General features: G+C 40.2%; 18 protein-coding genes. 2 read left to right on the top strand and 16 right to left on the bottom strand.

The annotated features are described in order from the left end of the window. Positions 1-10: 10 nt before the first annotated feature. The 5 genes from rplC to hisS all read right to left on the bottom strand — a co-directional run bounded on the left by rplC (position 11) and on the right by hisS (position 6,280). Positions 11-736: a 50S ribosomal protein L3 gene (gene rplC, locus ACKP2L_RS02665; RefSeq protein ID WP_439425836.1), complete on the bottom strand. Its 726-nt coding sequence runs from the start codon at positions 734-736 to the stop codon at positions 11-13. Positions 737-764: 28 nt separating this feature from the next. Next, a complete protein-coding gene (gene rpsJ, locus ACKP2L_RS02660; protein WP_439425835.1) occupies positions 765-1,073 on the bottom strand; it encodes a 30S ribosomal protein S10 in 309 nt (102 codons plus the stop codon). Between the two features lie 205 nt (positions 1,074-1,278). Further along, positions 1,279-3,177, bottom strand: coding sequence for an acyltransferase family protein (locus ACKP2L_RS02655; protein ID WP_439425834.1), 1,899 nt, complete (start codon positions 3,175-3,177; stop codon positions 1,279-1,281). Between the two features lie 62 nt (positions 3,178-3,239). Then, positions 3,240-5,015: an aspartate--tRNA ligase gene (gene aspS / locus ACKP2L_RS02650; RefSeq protein ID WP_439425833.1), complete on the bottom strand. Its 1,776-nt coding sequence runs from the start codon at positions 5,013-5,015 to the stop codon at positions 3,240-3,242. After that, positions 5,012-6,280, bottom strand: coding sequence for a histidine--tRNA ligase (gene hisS / locus ACKP2L_RS02645; RefSeq protein WP_439425832.1), 1,269 nt, complete (start codon positions 6,278-6,280; stop codon positions 5,012-5,014). The genes aspS and hisS overlap by 4 nt, the downstream gene beginning before the upstream one ends. A 57-nt stretch (positions 6,281-6,337) precedes the next feature. On the opposite strand from hisS, the gene ACKP2L_RS02640 reads away from it, so the two are divergent. Then, positions 6,338-7,216: an N-acetylmuramoyl-L-alanine amidase gene (locus ACKP2L_RS02640; protein WP_439425831.1), complete on the top strand. Its 879-nt coding sequence runs from the start codon at positions 6,338-6,340 to the stop codon at positions 7,214-7,216. Here ACKP2L_RS02640 and ACKP2L_RS02635 read toward each other — a convergent pair. The 11 genes from ACKP2L_RS02635 to ACKP2L_RS02585 all read right to left on the bottom strand — a co-directional run bounded on the left by ACKP2L_RS02635 (position 7,210) and on the right by ACKP2L_RS02585 (position 19,321). Further along, a complete protein-coding gene (locus ACKP2L_RS02635; RefSeq protein ID WP_439425830.1) occupies positions 7,210-9,456 on the bottom strand; it encodes a RelA/SpoT family protein in 2,247 nt (748 codons plus the stop codon). The two genes, ACKP2L_RS02640 and ACKP2L_RS02635, sit on opposite strands and share 7 nt — an antisense overlap. Continuing rightward, complete coding sequence (locus ACKP2L_RS02630) at positions 9,443-9,874, bottom strand: hypothetical protein (RefSeq protein WP_439425829.1); 432 nt, start codon at positions 9,872-9,874, stop codon at positions 9,443-9,445. Before ACKP2L_RS02630 ends, ACKP2L_RS02635 begins: the two co-directional genes overlap by 14 nt. Positions 9,875-9,877: 3 nt before the next feature. Next, on the bottom strand, positions 9,878-10,651 hold the full coding sequence (locus ACKP2L_RS02625; protein ID WP_439425828.1) for an RsmE family RNA methyltransferase: 774 nt from the start codon (positions 10,649-10,651) through the stop codon (positions 9,878-9,880). Continuing rightward, positions 10,651-11,703 carry a zinc-binding alcohol dehydrogenase family protein gene (locus ACKP2L_RS02620; protein WP_439425827.1) on the bottom strand — a complete coding sequence of 351 codons (1,053 nt, stop codon included), beginning with the start codon at positions 11,701-11,703 and terminating at the stop codon, positions 10,651-10,653. Before ACKP2L_RS02620 ends, ACKP2L_RS02625 begins: the two co-directional genes overlap by 1 nt. Before the next feature lie 41 nt (positions 11,704-11,744). After that, on the bottom strand, positions 11,745-13,595 hold the full coding sequence (lepA, locus tag ACKP2L_RS02615) for a translation elongation factor 4 (RefSeq protein WP_439425826.1): 1,851 nt from the start codon (positions 13,593-13,595) through the stop codon (positions 11,745-11,747). A 38-nt stretch (positions 13,596-13,633) separates the two neighbouring features. Next, positions 13,634-14,575, bottom strand: a complete 942-nt coding sequence (locus tag ACKP2L_RS02610; protein WP_439425825.1) for a linear amide C-N hydrolase — start codon at positions 14,573-14,575, stop codon at positions 13,634-13,636. Positions 14,576-14,670: 95 nt separating this feature from the next. Then, positions 14,671-15,750: a tRNA preQ1(34) S-adenosylmethionine ribosyltransferase-isomerase QueA gene (gene queA / locus ACKP2L_RS02605; RefSeq protein ID WP_439425824.1), complete on the bottom strand. Its 1,080-nt coding sequence runs from the start codon at positions 15,748-15,750 to the stop codon at positions 14,671-14,673. Between the two features lie 33 nt (positions 15,751-15,783). Beyond that, positions 15,784-16,812 (bottom strand): Holliday junction branch migration DNA helicase RuvB, encoded by a 1,029-nt coding sequence (gene ruvB, locus ACKP2L_RS02600; protein WP_439425823.1) that lies wholly within the window; start codon positions 16,810-16,812, stop codon positions 15,784-15,786. Beyond that, positions 16,809-17,390 carry a Holliday junction branch migration protein RuvA gene (ruvA, locus tag ACKP2L_RS02595; protein WP_439426188.1) on the bottom strand — a complete coding sequence of 194 codons (582 nt, stop codon included), beginning with the start codon at positions 17,388-17,390 and terminating at the stop codon, positions 16,809-16,811. Before ruvA ends, ruvB begins: the two co-directional genes overlap by 4 nt. A gap of 51 nt (positions 17,391-17,441) precedes the next feature. Beyond that, positions 17,442-18,356: a proline iminopeptidase-family hydrolase gene (locus ACKP2L_RS02590; RefSeq protein WP_439425822.1), complete on the bottom strand. Its 915-nt coding sequence runs from the start codon at positions 18,354-18,356 to the stop codon at positions 17,442-17,444. Continuing rightward, positions 18,356-19,321, bottom strand: coding sequence for a phosphoglycerate dehydrogenase (locus tag ACKP2L_RS02585; protein ID WP_439425821.1), 966 nt, complete (start codon positions 19,319-19,321; stop codon positions 18,356-18,358). The genes ACKP2L_RS02590 and ACKP2L_RS02585 overlap by 1 nt, the downstream gene beginning before the upstream one ends. A 40-nt stretch (positions 19,322-19,361) precedes the next feature. On the opposite strand from ACKP2L_RS02585, the gene ACKP2L_RS02580 reads away from it, so the two are divergent. Then, positions 19,362-20,474 (top strand): M24 family metallopeptidase, encoded by a 1,113-nt coding sequence (locus ACKP2L_RS02580; RefSeq protein WP_439425820.1) that lies wholly within the window; start codon positions 19,362-19,364, stop codon positions 20,472-20,474. Positions 20,475-20,490: the final 16 nt, after the last annotated feature.

Genomic DNA, 20,490 nt, shown 5'->3' with positions numbered 1-20,490 from the left:
TTCTCCTTTCTTATTCTGCAGAAGCAGTTTCTTGATCTGCCTGCTGTTTATCTCCGTCAGTAGCATCAGCGTTATTCTGACCGATGGAACCAGCGATCTTTATATCTTGTTTTTTAAATGGTTTAACGGTTGATTTAACAGTAACGAAACTCTTATTAGCGCCAGGAACATTTCCTTTAATAAGAAGCAAGTTATCTGCTTTATCGACTGCAGCAACCAAAAGTTTTTGTGCCGTTCTTAAATCGCCACCCATTTGTCCAGGAAGAAGCTTTCCTTTGAAAACACGATTGATTATCGCACCCATTGAACCGGGACGACGATGATAACGAGAACCGTGAGCCATGGGTCCGCGAGATTGTCCTAAACGCTTGATAGCACCTTGGAAACCATGTCCTTTAGTGATTCCTTGAACATCAACAAACTCTCCTGTCTCAAAAATATCAACAGTGACTTTGTCTCCTTGTTTATAGTCTCCCTCAGCGTCGCGAATCTCGCGAATGTAGCGCTTAGGGGTCGCATTTGCTTTTTTAGCGTGACCTTGCTCAGGTTTTTTCTCAGCGATCTTGCGCTTGTCAAAGACACCCAATTGAACAGCTGAATAACCGTCAGTTGATGGAGTCTTGACTTGAAGCACTGTGTTTGGCAAAGCTTCAATAACAGTCACAGGAATAAGCTCACCTTTGTCAGTGAAAACCTGAGTCATACCGACTTTTCGGCCTAAGATACCTTTAGTCATGACTTTCTCCTTTAATTAATATTATTTTTTATAATTTGATCTCAATCGCAACACCTGCTGGAAGATCTAGCTTCCTTAAGGAATCGACTGTTTTATCGGTTGGGTTAACAACATCGATCAAACGCTTGTGAGTCCGCATTTCGAACTGTTCACGCGAATCTTTGTGCTTATGTGGAGAACGAAGAATCGTATAAATAGTTCTTTGGGTAGGAAGCGGAATAGGTCCAACGACCTCCGCGCCTGTTCTTTTTGCTGTTTCTACGATTTTCGCTGCAGAAGCATCGATAGTACGGTACTCATAAGCTTTCAAGCGAATACGAATTTTTCTTTCTGCCATGTTTATCCTTTCGTTGATTTTCAAAATCAGCTCGCTCCGTTCAAAAACCGAAATCTCAACGCCATGGCAACGGTGCCGAGCGTGTCGCAACCTTGAACATCATAGCTGTCTAAATATACCACCATTTGAGCCGCATAAAAACTCTTTAGGTCAAAGGCATACCTGTTAATGATACAGCATGTATGAAATGTTGGCAAGCACAAAATCACTTTTTACCGGCGATATAATGATCGTTTCTCGCCAAAGCGTTCATGATCAAATTAGTCATGGCCTTGTTGCCTACTGCTTGCGGGTGGATCCCATCAGGGAAAAACCATTCTGGATGCTGACGAGCACCTGTATTCCAATCTATTATATGCAAATTAGAATTATTTTGTGACTTTTGCAGCAGCAATTGATTATTCGGTGCTTCCCAAGGGCGGCCTGCCGCATATGAATTTACCCAGTATATTTGCCTTTTACCAGCGATATTTAAAACTTGTTGTATGTTTTGACTAGATATTTCTCCATTGATACCGATAACTATCAAAACTATCGGCTGCAAATCACCGTTTCTTTTGATTTGATCGAGTCTATCGATCGCTTGTTGAGTATGCCTGCCTACTGCTGCATCAACAGTGGTACCGGGAATAACTGATTGAAGATCCGGACCCACATCCATCAGTACTGAATCGCCGATCGCTGTGATCTTCATGCCCTTAACAGCTGCAACGGTTTTGATCGAGGTCGAAAATGTATCAGCTTTTTGCTTATCTTGAGAAATTTCCGAAGCATTATTTATGCTGTCGGCTCTGCTTTGAGAAGCAGCAGCTTTGCTATTTGCTCTTTTAATAGATAAAGATTTTTTTGAGAGGTTATGCTGCAATTGATCGGCTGAACGTAGATGGTCAGCGCTTCTAGAGGACATACCAAATATAGAAGATATAGCAAAAACAAAGGTTATTCCAGAAAAAAGATAGGTTTTAAAATTAGGCCCAAAATTTGACTTGATCGGTGATATTCCGTGACGCAGCGGCATTTCTACGAAACGGAAAGATAGCTCAGAAACTAATAAGATCAAAGCTAAGGATACTATTCTTGCTAAAAACTGTAAGAAAGCCGATTGTCTGCTAGCAAGCTGGTCGAATATCACCAGAATTGGTAATTGGTAAAGGTAAATAGAATAAGAACGGGAACCCAGGTAAAGGCAAAAACGGTTGCCCATGATCCGAGCAAAAATATTATTTCTGTAAACGCTGAAATAATAAACCAAAACGGCGACAGCTAAACTCAAAAAACTCATTGCAAAGTAATAAGTCCACGCCTGTGTACCATTTGCAAATACAAAAACTAACAGCAGTACGGCAAAACAAGCGACAATTATCTGATTTTTGTATTTATCAAGAAAAGAATTTATATCATCAAAAAACTTCGGGTGACCGCGAAATGAAACCAAAGTCATATAAATAGCGACAAAAGCGCCCGCTACAAAAGAAAAAATTCGGCTATCTGTTCCATAATAAGCGCGATTGGTTGAAACTGGCGAATATAAAAGAGCAAACAAAAGCGATGAAACAAAAAATATAACAGCAGGAATAACTAAAGACAGCTGCCATTTTCGATCAGCTAATTTAAGGATAGCGAATAAAAGCAGCGGCCATAGTAAGTAAAACTGAGCTTCAACCGAGAGAGACCACAAATGGGTGAAAATTTCCCAGTGGTTGCCTGCTGCGAAATAAGAAACAGAATGAATAATTTGATACCAGTTATTGACATAAAAAATATTACTGAAAAAATTACCCCTGATACCGAATAAAGCGTCCGGAAAAAATAGCGAAACTATACCGGTAGCAGACAAAAGCATAATAAAAAAAGCCGGGTAAAGACGCCAAAAACGGCGTTTATAAAAGTCCCAAAAACTAAAGGTACCGTTTTTAAACCCTTTTAAAATAATTCTTGTCATTAAAAAGCCAGATATAACGAAAAATACCGTTACGCCGGAAAAACCACCAGCAAAAATATTCGGCCACAAATGAAAAAGAATTACCCCGAGTACAGAAATGGCTCTCAGCCCTTCTAGACCCTTGATAAAACTTTTATTTTCTGAAATCTTCTTTTTTTCCACAGTTTAATATTAACCAAAAATGACTTAAAAGTTACTACAATATGACAAATATTAAGATTATTTCATTTTTTTTCAGGAACTATAAGACCTAAATCCTGTAATTGCTTTGTAGAAACGCGGCTCGGTGCTTCAGTCATTGGTTCAGTCGCGTTTGAATTCTTAGGAAAAGCGATCACCTCACGAATATTCTCTTTGCCAGAAAGAAGCATGGCCAAGCGATCAAGTCCTAAGGCGATACCCCCCATTGGCGGGAAACCATACTCCATTGCTTCGAGCAGAAATCCAAAAGCTTTTTGAGCTTTTTCCGGAGTGAAGCCTAGAGCTTTAAGCATCTTTTCCTGAACATCCATAGTGTGGATACGGATCGATCCAGAACCAAGTTCGTATCCATTCAGCACAAGATCATATGACTGCGCGTGAGCCTTATGCGGATCTTCGCCATCGTTCAGATAATGAAGGTCCTCTTGGTTAGGCATGGTGAAGGGATGATGAGCTGCTATCCAACGACCAAAATCTTCAGAATATTCAAACAATGGCCAGTCGACTATCCAAGCAAAACGCCACTCTTTTTTGATGATGCCTAATTTTTTTGCTGCAAATCTGCGTAAATAACCAAGAGTATCAGAAACTACCGAAAAACTATCAGCAGCAAAAAATACAACATCCCCAGATTTTAAGCCGAGCCTGTCGACTAATTTATCAGAAATACCGTTAATGAACTTTGCAGCTGATCCACTGAACTTTCCATCATCATATTTAACCCAAGCAAGACCTTTTGCTTTGAATCTTTTCACATATTCAGCTTGCTGATCGATGATCTTGCGTGTAAATATTTTCGAAGCATCGGGTACTACGATCGCTTTGACAAAACCGTTATTCTCAAGAGCAGATTTAAAGACAGCAAAATCACTCTGAGCCGCTAAATCAGAAAGATCTTGCAACTCGATACCAAACCGCAGATCTGGTTTGTCTGAACCAAAACGATCCATTGATTCCTGCCAGGTCAAAATCGGAAACTTGGAAGGATCGATATCGACTTTTAAAACATCGGACATGACTTGTGTGATCCAGCGATTGACCAAAGCCCTAATTTCTTCTTGGCTCATAAAGGAAGTCTCCAAGTCGAGCTGAGTGAATTCAGGTTGGCGGTCTCCTCTTAGATCTTCATCTCTAAAACAGCGGGCAACTTGAAAATAGCGATCAAAACCGGCACCCATCAATAATTGCTTAAACAGCTGCGGAGACTGCGGAAGCGCATAAAAACTTCCTGGATAAATACGAGAAGGCACTAAATAATCACGAGCTCCTTCGGGAGTGCTCTTAGCTAAATAAGGAGTCTCAATATTCAAAAAACCGTTAGACTCCATAAATCTCATCGTTGAAGTAACGATATTAGATCTGATGACTAAACCTTTTTGCATCTCTGGGCGCCTAAGGTCCAGATAACGGTATTTAAGTTTAGTTTCTTCATTGACATCTACACCATCTTCTATATCAAAAGGCGGAGTCTTAGATTTAGCGAGGATCTCGGCACGATTTACAAAAACCTCGACAGTACCGGTATGCATATCTGGATTGATAGCATTATCAGCTCTTTTAGAAACGACGCCGGTAACTGATATAACATATTCGCTTCTGATCTGTTCAGCTATTTTTAAAGCATCGCTTGAAAATTCATCAGAAAAAGTGAGCTGAACGATTCCTTCACGATCGCGAAGATCAACAAAAATAAGTCCTCCCAAATCTCTTCTCTTTTGGACCCAACCTTTTAGATTGATAGACTGTCCAACTAAATCTTCACTGACTAACCCAGCATAAATAGTTCTTTGATTACTCATATAAAATCCTCACCCGTTAATTGATTAACTTTTAGTTCTTTTTGACTCCCGTCTTCCATTCTTTTCAAAACGATAAGACCATTCTCAAGCTCGCGCGAACCGATCACTGAAGAAAAACGTGCCCCAGTCCGATTAGCAGATTTGAGCTGAGCCTTAACTGACCTATCATTATAATCGAGTTCGACTGCCAGACCAAATTTTTGGCGTAATTGCTTAGCTAATTTATTGACAAAAGCGGCTGCACTTTTATCAGCTTGTACCAAATACAGATCAGGCACAGTTTTTTTGAAGTCATTATCTATTAAAGTGATCAAGCGTTCTAGACCGATCGCAAAACCAATAGCTGGAGTTTGCGGACCGCCGAATTCTTCAACCATCCCCGAATAGCGTCCGCCGCCGCAAATCGTTGCAGCAGAAGATAATGTTTTGTCGGTAGTAACGATCTCGAAAATAGTATTGTTATAATAATCTAACCCGCGAACTAATTTCTCATCGATCTGATATTTGATCCCAAAGTCATCAAGGATGTTGATAACTTTTTCAAAACGATCTTTAGAACTTGGATTCAAGTAATCGGAAATTTCCGGTGCTTTTTCTAAAATTTTTTGATCGTTCTTATCTTTTGAATCCAATATTCGCAAAGGATTACTCTCTAAACGTCTTTTTGAATCATCACTCAACTGATCTTTAAAAGCAGATAAATAGTCTACTAAAGCTTGTCTATATGAAGCACGAGACTGATCATCCCCAAGAGAATTTATTTTCACAACAAGATCTTTCAAATTGAACTCATGAAAAAAATCAAGAGCCATTTGTATTATTTGAACATCCAAAAAGGGCGAATCAGAGCCAAAACTTTCCGCACCAAGCTGATGGAATTCGCGCATTCTGCCTGCTTGAGGACGTTCATATCGAAACATCGACCCTAAATAATAAAGATCGACTGGTTTTTCATGTTCCGGTCCGTACAATTTATCTTCTACATACGCACGGACGACTCCAGCGGTGCCTTCTGGACGCAGGGCTAAATGACGGTTCCCTTTATCATAAAAATCGTACATTTCTTTACTGACGACATCTGAAGAATCTCCAGAACTGCGCGCAAAAAGATCATAACTTTCAAATAGAGGGATATCTATTTTTCCGAATTGGTATCTATGGGCAAAAATCTTTTCTGCTGCTTGTTCGATCCTTTTCCAGACCGGCTGCATCGAAGGAAGGATGTCAGAAGTTCCTTTTGGTTTTTGATATAGTTTTTCAGGCATACAAAGAAATTTTAACACTGAATAAAAAGTTCCAACATGAATAGATATAATTTTAGTATGCCAAGTTCTTTTTTTAAAAAAATGAATTCGCTATTATTAGCGGCGTTTTTCATCATTGCTGCTATATTTTTTATATATTCAATATACTTTTCCAATTCAACAAGATTAAAGTTCGATCAAATAACGCTTAGAAACGGTCCGGGTCTGACCTATTCAAAAAATGGTATTTTAAAGAAAAATGAACGCCTAGAAACAATCGGCAAAGAAAACGGTTGGATACATTTAAAATCTCAAGACAGCAAAACCAGCGGGTGGGCCGCAAGCTGGATCTTAAAAAATGGAAATAAAAAAATTGATAAATACGGAAACATATCCCAAGCAACGATCGTTCTAGATCCGGGACACGGCGGGTCAGATCCCGGTTCTCTAGCTAAAGCAAATAGCCGCGACCCAAAAAATTTTGAAAAAACTTATACGATATTAACGGCTAAAGCAACAAAAAAAGCCCTGGAAAGTACCGGGGCTCGGGTCATAATGACTCGCGATAGCGATAAATTGCTTTGGCCTTTAAGCAAAATCACAAATATATCAAAAAAATATAATGCTGACGCTTTCATAAGCTTTCATTTTGACAATTTTGAAATCCAGGGCGTTGCAAATGGTTTTACGACTTATTATGATAACGGCAAAAACTCATTTCAATTAGCTAAGACGATCAATAGTTCTTTCAATGATCTGCCGCTGCAAAACAGAGGCGTTGAAGTCGGCGATTATTATGTGCTAAGAGAGACAACTTTACCATCAGTACTATTGGAAATGGGATACATGAACAATCCTGATGATTTTAAAATAATCAGAGAAAAAAGCTATCGGAAAAAAATAGCTGCCGATTTAAAAACTTCCTTGGTAAATTGGTTTAATGAAAGCGATCAATGAAAGACTCTTGAAATTTCGTAAACATCATGGACGCCGCTGGCTGCATCCATCAAATGCTGCAATTGATCAACATTTCGAACGCCGACCGAAAGATTGATCAAACAAACACCATCTTTTTGAACATGAGCAGACACAGCGTTCAAATAATGAGTGTTGGCATTGACAGACCTGATAACGTCGTTAAGGACACCCGGACGGTCAGCACTCGTAACGATTAGATCCGCATCGTAATTAGGACGATTTCCTTCTGGATCATTCCAATCAACTTGCAGGATCCTTTGACTTCTCTCCGGTGTTTTAGGGACATTAGGGCATTGGATCCTATGAACGGTCACTCCGCGACCTTTTGTAACGTAACCTACGATTCGATCACCAGGCACAGGGGTACAACATTTCGATAAATGGATCAGCATCGAATCTATCCCAGCGATCGTGATATCTTCTTCAGGATTATTACCGGCTGGGTGAGCACTTCCTTTCCTGATAAGCTCTTTACCGGCTTCTTCTTCACCAGACATTAAAGCTTCTTGGACCGCTTCGGCTTTTTCTGCTTCTCGTCGCCGACGGATATCTTCAGTAAGCCGATTAGCGACCTGTTGGAGTGAAAGTTCGCCATAGCCGAGTGCTGCCAAGAGATCGTCTCCAGAAAAAAGATGTAATTTAGCAGCCGTAGCCGTCAAGTTTTCTTCATTCATTGATTCTTCGAGCGGAAGCTGTTTGTCTTGAAGATATTTTTCCAGCATCTGCCGACCCGCATCGATATTAGTCGAACGTGTTTGCTGCCGGAAATAAGCTCGAATTTTGTTGCGCGCTCGCCTGCTTGCAACCAAACTGAGCCAATCACGAGACACCTTCGGTGTTGGCGAAGTAATTATTTCAACGATATCGCCGGTTTTTATCTCATATTCAAGCGGAACTATCTTGCCGTTTACCTTGGCGCCGACGGTATGAAGACCGACATCGGAATGAATGGCAAAAGCCATATCGATCGGTTTTGACCCAACCGGCAATTCCAAAACATCGCCGCGGGGCGTAAATGCATAAACTCTATCAGAAAACAAATCGCCCTTAACGGTATCAACAAATTGTTCAGCATCTGTCGCTCCCTCTTGCAGCTCAAGAATACCTTGGATAGCATTCAAATGCTGCTGATCGCTGTTTTTTATCTTTGCTTGGCGATCAGATCCTTTGTTCTCTTTATAGGCCCAATGGGCAGCAACTCCGAATTCGGCCACGCGGTGCATCTCAAAAGTCCTGATCTGGACCTCCAAAGGACGGCCGTTCGGTCCGATGATAGTTGTATGCAGTGATTGATATCCATTTGGTTTAGGAAGAGCTATATAATCCTTGAAACGGCCAGGAAGAGGTTTCCATTTTGCATGGATCGCCCCTAAAGCTGCATAACAGTCAACGACGCTGTCAACTAATACACGAATAGCTAATAAATCATAGATTTCAGAAAAATGTTTGTGTTTATCAGTCATTTTTCGGTAAATCGAATAAATATGTTTAGGACGACCGTTTACTTCAAAATGACCAATTTTTAAAGTATCGATCGCTCTTTTTATTTGTTCGGTAGCAACAGCTATTTCTTTATCGCGTTCCTCGCGGCGGGTATGCATCATTTTGGCGATACGATAATACTGATCCGGGTCTAAATAACGCAAGCTCAGATCCTCTAATTCCCACTTGATATTGGCCAATCCTAATCTATGGGCCAAAGGTGCATAAATATCCAAGGTCTCGCTTGCAATACGATGCTGTTTTTCTGGTCGGTGTACCTCTAAAGTACGCATGTTGTGGAGCCTATCGGCTAATTTTACAATAATGACCCTGATATCTTTAGCCATCGCTAGCAAAAGTTTACGATGATTTTCAGCCATTATCTCTTCAGTGGATTCATAGTGTATCTTGCCTAATTTAGTGACCCCATCGACGATATCCGCAACATCATCGCCATAAACTTTTCTTATTTGATCATTAGATTCCGGCGTGTCTTCAACGACATCATGTAAAAAACCGGAAATAAGCGTATCCTTGTCCATTTTAAGATCAGCTAATATACCTACTACTTGAATAGGATGGTATATGTAATCTTCACCGGTCTTGCGTTTTTGCCCTGCGTGCATTTTCTTCGCTAATTCATAGGCAGAATCTACCTCTTGAGTCTGGCTTTCAGATAAGTATTCAGCATAAACATCATGAACTTCTTCAAAAGAACGGTTCTTACTTTTCGGCATGTTTGATCCTCCCAATGATACCTATTTTATTTTTTGCAAAAGGATTATCATCTTTTTCATTGCTGTTTTTGTACTTGTAGTCCCCGAAGAAAGTGAAAAGAGAAAGAATAAGATATATCAAAGCAAAATAATAGGCATAATCACTTGATACCAGCGAGGAACCCGACAGCATACGAAAAATCAGGTTAACAGCACTAAAAGTAGCTGGAAAAATTAAAACTCCCCAAAAAGATGATCGATTTATTTTGAAAAAATATCCTGAGTACAAAGAAAAACCGCCAAAAATTATGATAAGCATCCACAAAACTCGACGCGCACCATCCAAAAAATCTAATCTAAATAAGAAAGGCCCGCCAATGCTCAAAATAAGTGAAAGGAAAAACCATAAAATATATTTTTTTAAAAAAATCTTCTCCATAAGTTAGCTCAATTCTACCAAAAGACTGGCACTCGCGAGCAAATATAATGGTGCAGTTTCAGCTCGGAGGATTCGAGGACCGAGGCCAGCGGGCGAAAAGCCCTTGGAAACAAGCTGATCGACTTCCTCAGTTTTTAGACCGCCTTCTGGACCAAAAACGGCTATGAGCTCTGTCTTATCTTTATCTTCTTTAAGTCTCTTCAAGGTATTGAATAATTGGCTTTTTTCGCCTCTTTTAGCGGATTCTTCCCAAGCGACCAAACCAAGTTGATAATGTTCAAGCGATATTTTATCGATAAAATCAGGTTCGAATTTTATAGCAGGTATCACTGAACGATGCGACTGTTCACTGGCAGATCTAACGATTTTAGCATATCTGACAAATTTTTTTTCGAGCTGTTTAGTTGAAGATCCAGCCTTAGCGACACTGTAAGCGAATTTACTGAGGATTATCTTGTTGACACCCAGTTCAGTTGCTTTTTGAAGCAAAAAATCAAGATGATCAGATTTTAAAAAAGGAACAACGATCGTTATTTTTTTAGCCATTTCCGAAAAAGATGGCAAGTTAACGATATTCGACAAATAAATAAAATCATTATCTATCTTATCGATCGCGGCTTTATATAGTTTTCCTTTATAAACTACCTCTATTAATTGGTCTTCCCTAGCTCTTAAGACATCCTTTAAATGATGGAAAACATCAAAATCGCCTTGGCGGGTGATCATTTTTTCTGTCAAAAAGCGGCTATCATCTTGAAGAAAAAAACGTTTAGCCATTAACTATTTTCTCCGAAACTTCCAAGCAAAACCACTTTCCCGACTGTCTGTCCCTGCTCTACTAAAAGATGAGCCTTTCGTAAATTTTCAGCATTTATTGATTTAAAGCAAACATTAACAGTGCTTTTCAAGACCCCGCTATCAAACATGTCGGCTAAATTATTCAAAATACCGCCCTGGCTTTTTTTATCCACATCAAAATCAGATTTAGCAAACATGTATTCCCAAGAAAATTGTGCACCAATGTTTTTTAAATAGCCTAGATGAAGACCCTTGTCAGTTCCAACGATCGACACCAGCCTGCCAAAGGGTTTGATATGCCTAATAACTTTATCTAAATAGACACTAGGGTCATAAAGAAAGACGATGTAATCAAAACTCATTTTTTTAAAATCATTATCAGAATCCAAAAGAGTGTAATCAAAAATTTTTTTGATCGGGTACTGCTTGAGCCATTTTTTGGCCTGTTGGCTGTGAGCAGTTGTGAACACTTCCAGGCCAAGATAAGCGGAGAGTTGAATCAAAATAGAACCAACACCGCCAGCACCGTTGATGATCAAAATTTTTTTACCGCTAGCGTAATTTTTTTTGAATTTCAAAAGCAAATGGTCGATCAGGATCTCATAAGCAGTTATTGTCGTCAAAGGCATCGCAGCGATCTGACCGGCTGATAAATTCTTTGGTGCTTTGCCGACCAAACGGCTGTCAACCAACTGGTATTTTTGGTCGCTGCCTGGTCTTTGGCTGCTTCCAGCGTAATAAATTTTTTCTCCTATTGAAAATTGGGCTGCCTTTTCACCAACGGCAGCTACCTCTCCATAGGCATCATAGCCCAGTATTTTTTGTTTAAAAATATCGGGATCGCTTTGACGAAGTTTAGTATCGATAGGATTTACAGAAACAGCTTCCACTTTAACGAGCAGATCAAATCCCTTCGGCATAGAAAGTTTGACTTCTTGTTCATAAAACGATCCCTTCTCATTTATGGAAAGATCGTGATCGAAAAGGATCGCCGGAAATTTTTCTGGCAATTTTTTTATTATTTTATCCATGATTTCCCTCTTTTTATTAAATACCGATCATAAACGCAAAGCTAAGAAATTCCCTTATTATATTGCTCATCATCGCCATTTTTTAATATGGACATAAAGGCTTCCTGCGGTATTTCAACTTTACCTACCGCTTTCATGCGGGCCTTGCCTGCCTTTTGTTTATTTAATAATTTGGCTCTTCGGTCAGGGTCTCCGGTATGGATCCTTGCCGTAACGTCTTTTCTATAAGCTTTTATATTGGTCCGAGAAATTATTTTTGCACCGATGGCTGCTTGGATAGCTATTTCAAAGTTTTGTCTTGGTATCGTTTGTTTTAGTTTGCCCGTTACTACACGAGCCCTATTTTCTGCAAAATCCTTATGGGCAATAAAACTTAAAGCATCGATCTTGTCGCCGTTAAGCAAAATATCGATCCGCTTCAGATCGGCAGCCTGATAACCTTGAAAATCGTAATCCAAACTGGCATAGCCTTTAGTCGAAGATTTTAAACGATCGAAAAAATCAAAAATTATTTCAGATAAAGGAATCTTATATTTTATGTTGACACGATTCCTTTCAAGATACTCCATAGTCACGAACTCGCCTCTTTTTGACTGGGCAAGCTCCATCACCGGACCAACGTACTCTTCAGGGGTCATGATATTGGCATTTACGATCGGTTCTTCAAAAGATTTGATCAGATTAGCATCAGGTATTTCTGAAGGATTGGAAATATCTTGATAGCTGTCATCCGACATCAAGATCCGATAAGTAACAGTCGGAGCCGTGACGATCAGCTTAAGATCAAATTCTCTCTCCAACCGTTCTTGGATCACATCCATATGTAAAAGACCCAAAAAACCGACTCGAAAACCAAAACCTAAAGCTGTTGAGGTCTCTGGTTCAAATTCTAAGCTGGCGTCATTCAAAGATAATTTTTCAAGTGCATCGCGCAGATCATCATATTTGCCATTATCAGTAGGATAGATTCCAGCATAGACCATCGGCTTCATGGGGCGGTAACCCTTTAGCGGCTTTTTAACCGGATCCTCAGCGCTAGTGATCGTATCACCCGACCTAGCGTTATGAATATCCTTTATGGAGGCCGTCAAATAACCGACATCCCCGGCAATAAGTTCATCTTTCCTTTGAGCGTCAGGTGAAAATACGCCTAGTTCTGTCACCTCGTAATCGCTTTTAGAATTCATTAAACGTATTTTATCGCCCAGGTGAACTACCCCCTGCTTGACTCTGATCGATAAAACGACCCCTCGATATGAATCATACTTTGAATCAAAAACAAGTGCTGCTAAAGGAGCTTTTAAATCACCCTTAGGAGCAGGAATCCTTTTTACGATCGCTTCTAAAAGCGAATCGATACCCAAACCCGTTTTTGCAGAAACCTCCAGCGCGTCTGAACAATCGATGCCGATATCGTCTTCTATTTCCGACTTGGTGCCGCTAACGTCAGCAGAGGGCAGATCTATTTTATTTATTACAGGAACGATTTCCAAATCATTGTCCAAGGCCAAATAAACGTTGGCTAAGGTCTGAGCCTGCACTCCCTGACTAGCATCCACTACCAATAAAGCTCCATCAGCAGCTGCCAGAGCGCGGGATACTTCATAAGAAAAATCAACATGCCCAGGTGTATCGATCAAATGAAAAATATAACGCTGCCCATCCTTAGCATCATAATGAACCTCAACAGAATTCATTTTGATAGTGATCCCCCGTTCTCTTTCTAAGGGCATATCATCAAGGATCTGTTGTTTCATCTGTCTCTCAGCAACCGTATGAGTCATTTCCAAGATTCGATCTGCGATCGTCGACTTGCCATGATCGATGTGAGCGACGATACTGAAATTGCGAATATGCTTTTGTCTTTCTAATTGTTGTTCATATGTTGACATTAACTTAATGTTATCAATTCAAGAGCTAAAAGGTAATCTTAAAACAACAGATCATCGTTAAGCAGATGATTTGTTGATCCTTTAACTATTTGCTCAAAAAATATAGCCTTTCTTTTCTTTAACAGCTGATCATTCAGTTTTAATTCAAAAATTCCTTGGTGATAATAATCTTCATAATACAAAGTGAGTCCTTCTAAAAATACAGCCGACCTGTAAACAGTGAAAGTACTAGACCTTTTCGGCATTTCAACTACCGCAACAGAGTCTAAAATGTGCCAAGCTATCATGACCTGCTCATCGATATTTTCTGCTTTTTTGACTCGCTCCTTAAGATAGGAGGCGCGAATAAAACGAGCACTAGGGGTATAACCGCCCGGCAGCTGTTTTTTGCCAGAATAATCATCACTAGCAACATGATCGGAATCATAAGGAAGGCGGCCTGCTTTAAATGATGGCAAAAAATTCATGTAAGCTGATAATTTTTGAAGCTCATTGCTAAAATTTGGTGCATTCGTAACTACTCCTAATGGGTTTTCTATCACTTTCATCGGCATAGATAAAGGTTCTATCAAAACGAATCTGCCGCTTTTATCGCAGGCTGCAAAATGGAGGTCTGCTTTGCCATATCTTCGTTGAGCGAACTCGCCGGACATTATTTCGACTTTCGGCAAAAAATCGACCAATTCTTGAACAGACGCAAAATTAGCCATTGCCCAAAAAGCAAACTCAAACGGCGCTAACTGGATCTTATTCGGATCTGAATTTTTTGAATAGAAATTATCAGCGTTAGCAAAAGTTAACTTTTGTACTGAGAGCCCTTTTTGGTTGACACCATCAGAAATATCCAAACGGTCAGAACGATAAAAGCCATTGCCGATGATCGCGTATTTATCGGTGTATAGATTCCCGTCAAAAGATGAATGCCAGCTGTACCCTGCCGGCAAATATAGCGGGAACGAATTCAAACTATGCCAATCCATCGTCCTTGAAAATAGATGATTGCCATCTATCGAATGTTGAAAAATAGAGGTACACATACTTAAATTTTAAAACAAAAAAGCAACTAAGAAACCGCTTACTTATGAATAAACATCGCATCGCCAAAAGAGAAGAAACGATATTTTTCCGCAATAGCATGTTTGTAAGCATTCAAAATATTGTCGCGGCCAGTGAATGCAGCAACAAGCATCACGAGAGTGGACTTAGGCAAGTGAAAATTTGTGATGAAAGCATCAACGGTCGTCCATTTAAATCCGGGTTTTATAAAAATATCAGTCCAGCCAGAATCCGCTTGCAGATCACCGCCAAATTCATCACCATTAAATTTATGACCGATCGTCTCCAAAGTTCTGATAGTAGTTGTACCGGTAGCAACGATCTTGCCGCCGTCATGCCGAACTTTGTTTATTTCATCGGCTGCCTGTTGGCTAAGCTGATAAAATTCAGAATGCATTTTATGATGATCGATATCCTCTTCTTCGACCGGTCTGAAAGTTCCAAGGCCGACATGTAAAGTCAATTCGATCGTTTTAACGCCTTTTGCCCGTACCTTATCTAATAATTCCGGTGTCCAATGCAGGCCTGCCGTTGGAGCTGCTGCAGAGCCTTCGATTTTAGAATACACAGTTTGATAGCGTTCTTGATCACTTAATTTTTCTTTGATATAAGGAGGAAGGGGCATCTCACCGAGCTTATCGAGCAGTTCCATAAAAATGCCTTGATAGCTGAATTCTATATAACGACCACCATGTTCTAATTCACCAACGACCGTTCCAGTGATCAAAGTTTGATTTTGGTCACCAAATGCGATCTTTGATCCAACTGGGAATTTTCGCGCCGGTTTGACCAAAGTTTCCCAAACATCACCATGATCTTGGCGAAGCAGCAAAACTTCAACATGACCCTTGGTGTCCGGACGCCAGCCATGCAAACGCGCCGGAATAACTCGAGAGTTATTCATAACCAAGGCATCGCCGGGATTCAAGTAATCGATAATATCGTAAAAGTGGCGGTCTTCGTAAGCACCGCTTTTAGCATTCAAAACAAGCATTCTGGAACTATCGCGCTTTTTCAAAGGAGTTTGCGCGATCAATTCATGAGGCAGATCATAATCAAAGTCACTCAATGTATAGTGGTTTTCTTTTTCTTTATTCATTATTTTGCCATTTTGCCTTCCATAAAATTAAGATCAATTATCCAAGCCGGTCTGATAAGGTATCTTCAAGTGCTGATAAGCCAGCATCGTTGCCTGGCGCCCGCGCGGAGTCCTTTGAATAAAACCGATCTGTAATAAATACGGTTCGATCATTTCCTCGACCGTTTCAACATCTTCGCCGATATTTGATGCTATGGCATTAACACCGGCCGGACCGCCGCGATATTGAGATATCAAGATCTTTAAATAACCGAGATCACTTTCATCAAGCCCATGATCATCAACGTGAAGACGGTCTAAAGCATTATCGACCGTTTCTTTATCGATTGCTTTTTTCCCTGCCACCTGGGCGAAATCACGAACACGTTTTAACAGTCGATTAACTATTCTTGGTGTTCCGCGCGACCTTAATGCCAATTCTTTAGCACCGCTTTTTGCAATCGAAACATCAAAGATCTCAGCCGACCGTTCAGCGATCAGCTGCAAGTCTTTCACCGGGTAAAAACGCATATGAGCGACGATACCAAAACGATCACGCAAGGGAGCTGAGAGCATACCCGCTCTTGTTGTAGCCCCGATCAATGTAAACGGAGGCAGCGGAAAATGAATAGCGTGTGCCGTTTCACCCTGTCCAACAACGATATCGACATAAAAATCTTCCATAGCTGAATACAAAATTTCTTCTATCGCTTTAGGCAATCTGTGTATCTCATCGATAAACAAAACATCCCCAGCTTCTAATTCGTTCAACAAAGCTACTAAATCACCAGCCTTTTCGATCGCTGGTCCAGAAGTAGTTTTTATCTGGCTGCCCATTTCATTGGCAATAACATTAGCTAAAGTGGTCTTACCCAATCCCGGCGGGCCAAAAAGCAGCACATGATCCAATGACTCCTGCCGCTGTTTAGCTGCTTTCAAATAAACATAGAGTTGATCTTTGATTTCTTTTTGGCCAATATATTCACGCAAAAATCGGGGTCGAAGACTTAAGTCGGCTTCCGCATCGTCCGGCTCGGGAGCTGCATTTAAAATTCTATTTTCTTTGTCTTGATCTTGCTTCATTTAGTTAATAATTTAAGTCCTTTTTGAATGTACTTGTCGGTCGACATATTTTTATCTGAACGGAGATCATCAGCGACCTTTTTTACCTCCCTGCTTGAAAATCCAAGTGCTGTCAAAGCATCTAAAGCATCCTTCAATTGGTCAGTATCACCGATCGGCAGCTTTTTTTCGACATCAGATTGAAAATCAGCCAATTTCCCCTTAAGATCTAAAACGATCTGCTGAGCTGTTTTATTACCGATGCCGGGGAATTTTGTCAGATATTTTGATTGCCCCTGTTCAACAGCTGATACCAACCCAGTCTGATCGCCACTGGCTAAAATGGCCAATGCCGACTTGGGACCTATGCCGGAAACATCCAGGAGTTTGACGAAAAGATCCCGCTGACGCTGATTTTTAAAACCATAAAGAGAGATATCATTGTCACGCACGATCTGTTCGACAAAAACAGTTGCATGTTGACCCTCTTCAAATTCGTAAGGATTAGGTGAAAAAATTCTAAAGCCAACGCCTGCAACGTTAAAGGAAAAATAATTAGCAAAAACATCTTTGACTGTCCCGATCAAAAAATCATACATACCAAAATTATACGGTAAAAAAAAGACCAATAGCGGTCTTGTAAATAAAAATTAATTATCCTTTTTTTCTACTCTTGTCAAAAAATTCGACAAATTTTTATAGAAGGGGCGCGGATGGTCTACAGCGTGATGATGGCCGCCGTCTTTATTAATGAACAGCTCCGCTCCTGGAATAGCTTTTGCCGTTTCCTTCATTGACCAGACCGGCATAGTGTCTTTTTCGCCAGTCGTCAATAGCATCGGAACACTGACTTGACCAAGACGGCGACGAATATTCCAATCTTTTAAAATCCCAGTGACAACAAACTCATTATTGCCCTGAAAATGATTGTAAACATCAGTTGCCAACAGGTCAGGTCCTGCATCAGGATCATAAGTATCTGTTCTTTCGATATTTTCTCGATAAAGCCGAACCAAATCTTGGTGATAGCGAGGATCGGAAAAATCATTTTTAGCTTCGACGCTTTTCATATAAGCAACTTCGTTTTCGCCAAGCAGATCAAGACGTTCTTGATTGATCGAAACAACGTAATCATCAATATTATCAGTCATTGAGTAAACGATAGATCCTTTCAGATGCTCCGGATGCGCCAGCGTATATTCATAAGTCAATACACCGCCCCATGAATGCCCTAAAAGATAAAAATGATCCAGCCCCATCAGCGAGCGGACTTCTTCTAATTCGTCAAGATAATACTGATAATTTAAAAAGCGTTCAACGTTTTCCGGTTTGCTCCAGTCAGGAGATTCAGACCAAAAAGATCCCAGCTGATCGTAAGTGAATACCTCTACGTCTAAGCCGGTATATTTTTTAAAATTTTCAGCCCAAGGCCAAAATTCCTTTGAAGTACCGCCAGGCCCGCCGTGTAAAGTCAATAATTTGATCGGTGCATTTGGGTCACCGAAGGAAGCTGACCAAATGTCGTAACCGTTTTTTAAATGAAGAATTTTTGTCCGATGTTCCATCAATAACCCTCTTTAAGATCGACTTGATTGATAGCAAGTTTACCAGTCTTGAGATAACTTGTTAAATTCTGATGAAAAATTCTAAAAGAATCGCGTAAATAATGTTCCAAAAGGGCTGAGGAATGAGGTGTCACAATAACGTTATCCATGCTCCACAGAGGAGAATCGGCAGCCAAAGGTTCCTTTTCAAAAACATCTAGACCGGCTTTAGAAACACGTCCATCTTTCAAAGCGGCGATCAGGTCTTTTTCGACAACACTTGGTCCGCGGCCGACATTGACAAAAACAGGATGATTTTTGAAAAGATCGAAGAAATCGCTATTGAAATATCCTCTGGTCTGCTCGGTCAAAGGCAAATCAGAAATTATGTAATCAGCGTCAAGATGTTGAGGCAGATCCTCCCAGGTAGCTACTTGATCAAAATAGTCTAATGGTTTTCCATGCCTATTTATACCAACAACTTCAACTTCAAAACCTAAAAGAAGCTTTGCGATCGCTGAACCTATTTTACCGGTACCAAAAATGAGCACTTTTTTATCAACTAACTGTGAGATATCCGGTAAATTAAGATCCCATTTTTTTTGCGTTTGATTCTCTAAAGTAAATTTAAAATCGCGGCTGAAAATGAGCAGATATCCTAAGACGGTTTCTGCGATCGCTTCAGAATGCAGACCACTCATGTTTGAAACTATAACACCACGTTCATTTAAAGATGAAAATGGTAGAAAATCTACACCAGCTGAGATAGTTTGAATCCATTTTAATGATTTGCCTTGTGAAGCAACTTTTGAAAACCACGGATCGAATTTTTGTCCTTTCGCAAACTGTCCATAAATGATGTCGATCTGGTTGACTTGGTCATCAGTCATCTGTTTTGAATCGATCAATTCCAATTGTGGAAATTCATTTTTTATTTTTTCAAGATCTTGATCTTTGATTTTTTGAAGAAGCAACAATTTTGTCATAACCTCATTTTACAAAAGATGTTTGCTCTATACTCGAATTATGACAAAAATGAACGAAAACAGACTAAACAAATTAAGGCAGATCCTAAATCAAAACGGTCTAGACTTTGCTTATATTTCTGATTTCAAAACGATTCAATATCTGACCGGATTTGGTTCTAATCCATACGAAAGGATCTTGGCAATGGTGGTATTTTCCGACCAAGACCCCTTCATCTTTGCCCCAGCCTTAGAAGTAGAGGTGGTAAAATCGGTCGGTTGGCCATATGGTCTTTACGGATATCAGGACAATGAAGACGGTTTGCAGATGATCTATGATCATATCAAAGAAAGGATAGCTCAACCAAAGAAGGCAGCGGTAGAAAAGGATAATCTGACTTTAAGCCGGTTTTACCCGCTGCAAACAGCTTTCCCTGAGACTGATTTTTCTTTTGATCTAACGCCGGTCATAGAAAGGCTGAGGCTGATCAAAGAAAGCGATGAAATAGAAAAACTCAAGCAGGCCGGGCACGATGCTGATTTAGCTTTTGAAGCAGGTTTCAAAGCCTTAAAAGCCGGTAAAAGTGAACTTCAGATCGCGGCAGAACTTGAATATGCTACTAAATCCCGCAATGTACCAGAAATGTCTTTTGGCACTTTGGTCCAAACAGCAGAACATGCTGCCGATCCGCATGGAGAGACTTCATCGCTTCCGCTAAAAAACAATGCTTTAGTCTTATTCGATCTCGGCACAGTCTATAAGGGCTACATTTCAGATGCAAGCCGTACCGTCGCATTAGGAACACCCAGCGATCACATGCGTGAAGTCCATCAAATAGTTTTAGAAGCACAATTGGCCGCTCAAGCAGCGGTAAAACCAGGCAAAACAGCGGCCGAAATAGATAAAACTGCTCGCGATATTATTGAAAAGGCCGGTTTTGGACAATATTTCATTCATCGTTTGGGACATGGAATGGGTATGTCAGAACATGAATTTCCGTCTATCATGCAAGGCAACGACTTAGTGTTGGAACCCGGGATGTGTTTCAGCATCGAACCTGGAATTTATATACCAAATGATTTAGGTGTTAGGATCGAAGATTGTGTATATGTCACAAAAGACGGTTGCGAACCGTTCACTCATATGAGCAAAAAACTTCAGCAATTCGGATAAATAATAAAACCCATCA

The sequence above is a fragment of the Oenococcus alcoholitolerans genome, assembly GCF_051852995.1.
GTDB classification, from domain to species: domain Bacteria; phylum Bacillota; class Bacilli; order Lactobacillales; family Lactobacillaceae; genus Oenococcus; species Oenococcus alcoholitolerans.
The sequence above is the reverse complement of the archived record's forward strand: the minus strand, read 5'-3'. Positions and strand labels throughout refer to the sequence as shown.

Bases quoted from the DNA above. Each gene is read 5' to 3' on its own strand.
- rplC (WP_439425836.1), bottom strand. From the start codon at position 736: ATGACTAAAGGTATCTTAGGCCGAAAAGTCGGTATGACTCAGGTTTTC.
- rpsJ (WP_439425835.1), bottom strand. From the start codon at position 1,073: ATGGCAGAAAGAAAAATTCGTATTCGCTTGAAAGCTTATGAGTACCGT.
- aspS (WP_439425833.1), bottom strand. From the start codon at position 5,015: ATGAGTAATCAAAGAACTATTTATGCTGGGTTAGTCAGTGAAGATTTA.
- hisS (WP_439425832.1), bottom strand. From the start codon at position 6,280: ATGCCTGAAAAACTATATCAAAAACCAAAAGGAACTTCTGACATCCTT.
- ACKP2L_RS02640 (WP_439425831.1), top strand. From the start codon at position 6,338: ATGCCAAGTTCTTTTTTTAAAAAAATGAATTCGCTATTATTAGCGGCG.
- ACKP2L_RS02635 (WP_439425830.1), bottom strand. From the start codon at position 9,456: ATGCCGAAAAGTAAGAACCGTTCTTTTGAAGAAGTTCATGATGTTTAT.
- ACKP2L_RS02630 (WP_439425829.1), bottom strand. From the start codon at position 9,874: ATGGAGAAGATTTTTTTAAAAAAATATATTTTATGGTTTTTCCTTTCA.
- ACKP2L_RS02625 (WP_439425828.1), bottom strand. From the start codon at position 10,651: ATGGCTAAACGTTTTTTTCTTCAAGATGATAGCCGCTTTTTGACAGAA.
- ACKP2L_RS02620 (WP_439425827.1), bottom strand. From the start codon at position 11,703: ATGGATAAAATAATAAAAAAATTGCCAGAAAAATTTCCGGCGATCCTT.
- lepA (WP_439425826.1), bottom strand. From the start codon at position 13,595: ATGTCAACATATGAACAACAATTAGAAAGACAAAAGCATATTCGCAAT.
- ACKP2L_RS02610 (WP_439425825.1), bottom strand. From the start codon at position 14,575: ATGGATTGGCATAGTTTGAATTCGTTCCCGCTATATTTGCCGGCAGGG.
- queA (WP_439425824.1), bottom strand. From the start codon at position 15,750: ATGAATAAAGAAAAAGAAAACCACTATACATTGAGTGACTTTGATTAT.
- ruvB (WP_439425823.1), bottom strand. From the start codon at position 16,812: ATGAAGCAAGATCAAGACAAAGAAAATAGAATTTTAAATGCAGCTCCC.
- ruvA (WP_439426188.1), bottom strand. From the start codon at position 17,390: ATGTATGATTTTTTGATCGGGACAGTCAAAGATGTTTTTGCTAATTAT.
- ACKP2L_RS02590 (WP_439425822.1), bottom strand. From the start codon at position 18,356: ATGGAACATCGGACAAAAATTCTTCATTTAAAAAACGGTTACGACATT.
- ACKP2L_RS02585 (WP_439425821.1), bottom strand. From the start codon at position 19,321: ATGACAAAATTGTTGCTTCTTCAAAAAATCAAAGATCAAGATCTTGAA.
- ACKP2L_RS02580 (WP_439425820.1), top strand. From the start codon at position 19,362: ATGACAAAAATGAACGAAAACAGACTAAACAAATTAAGGCAGATCCTA.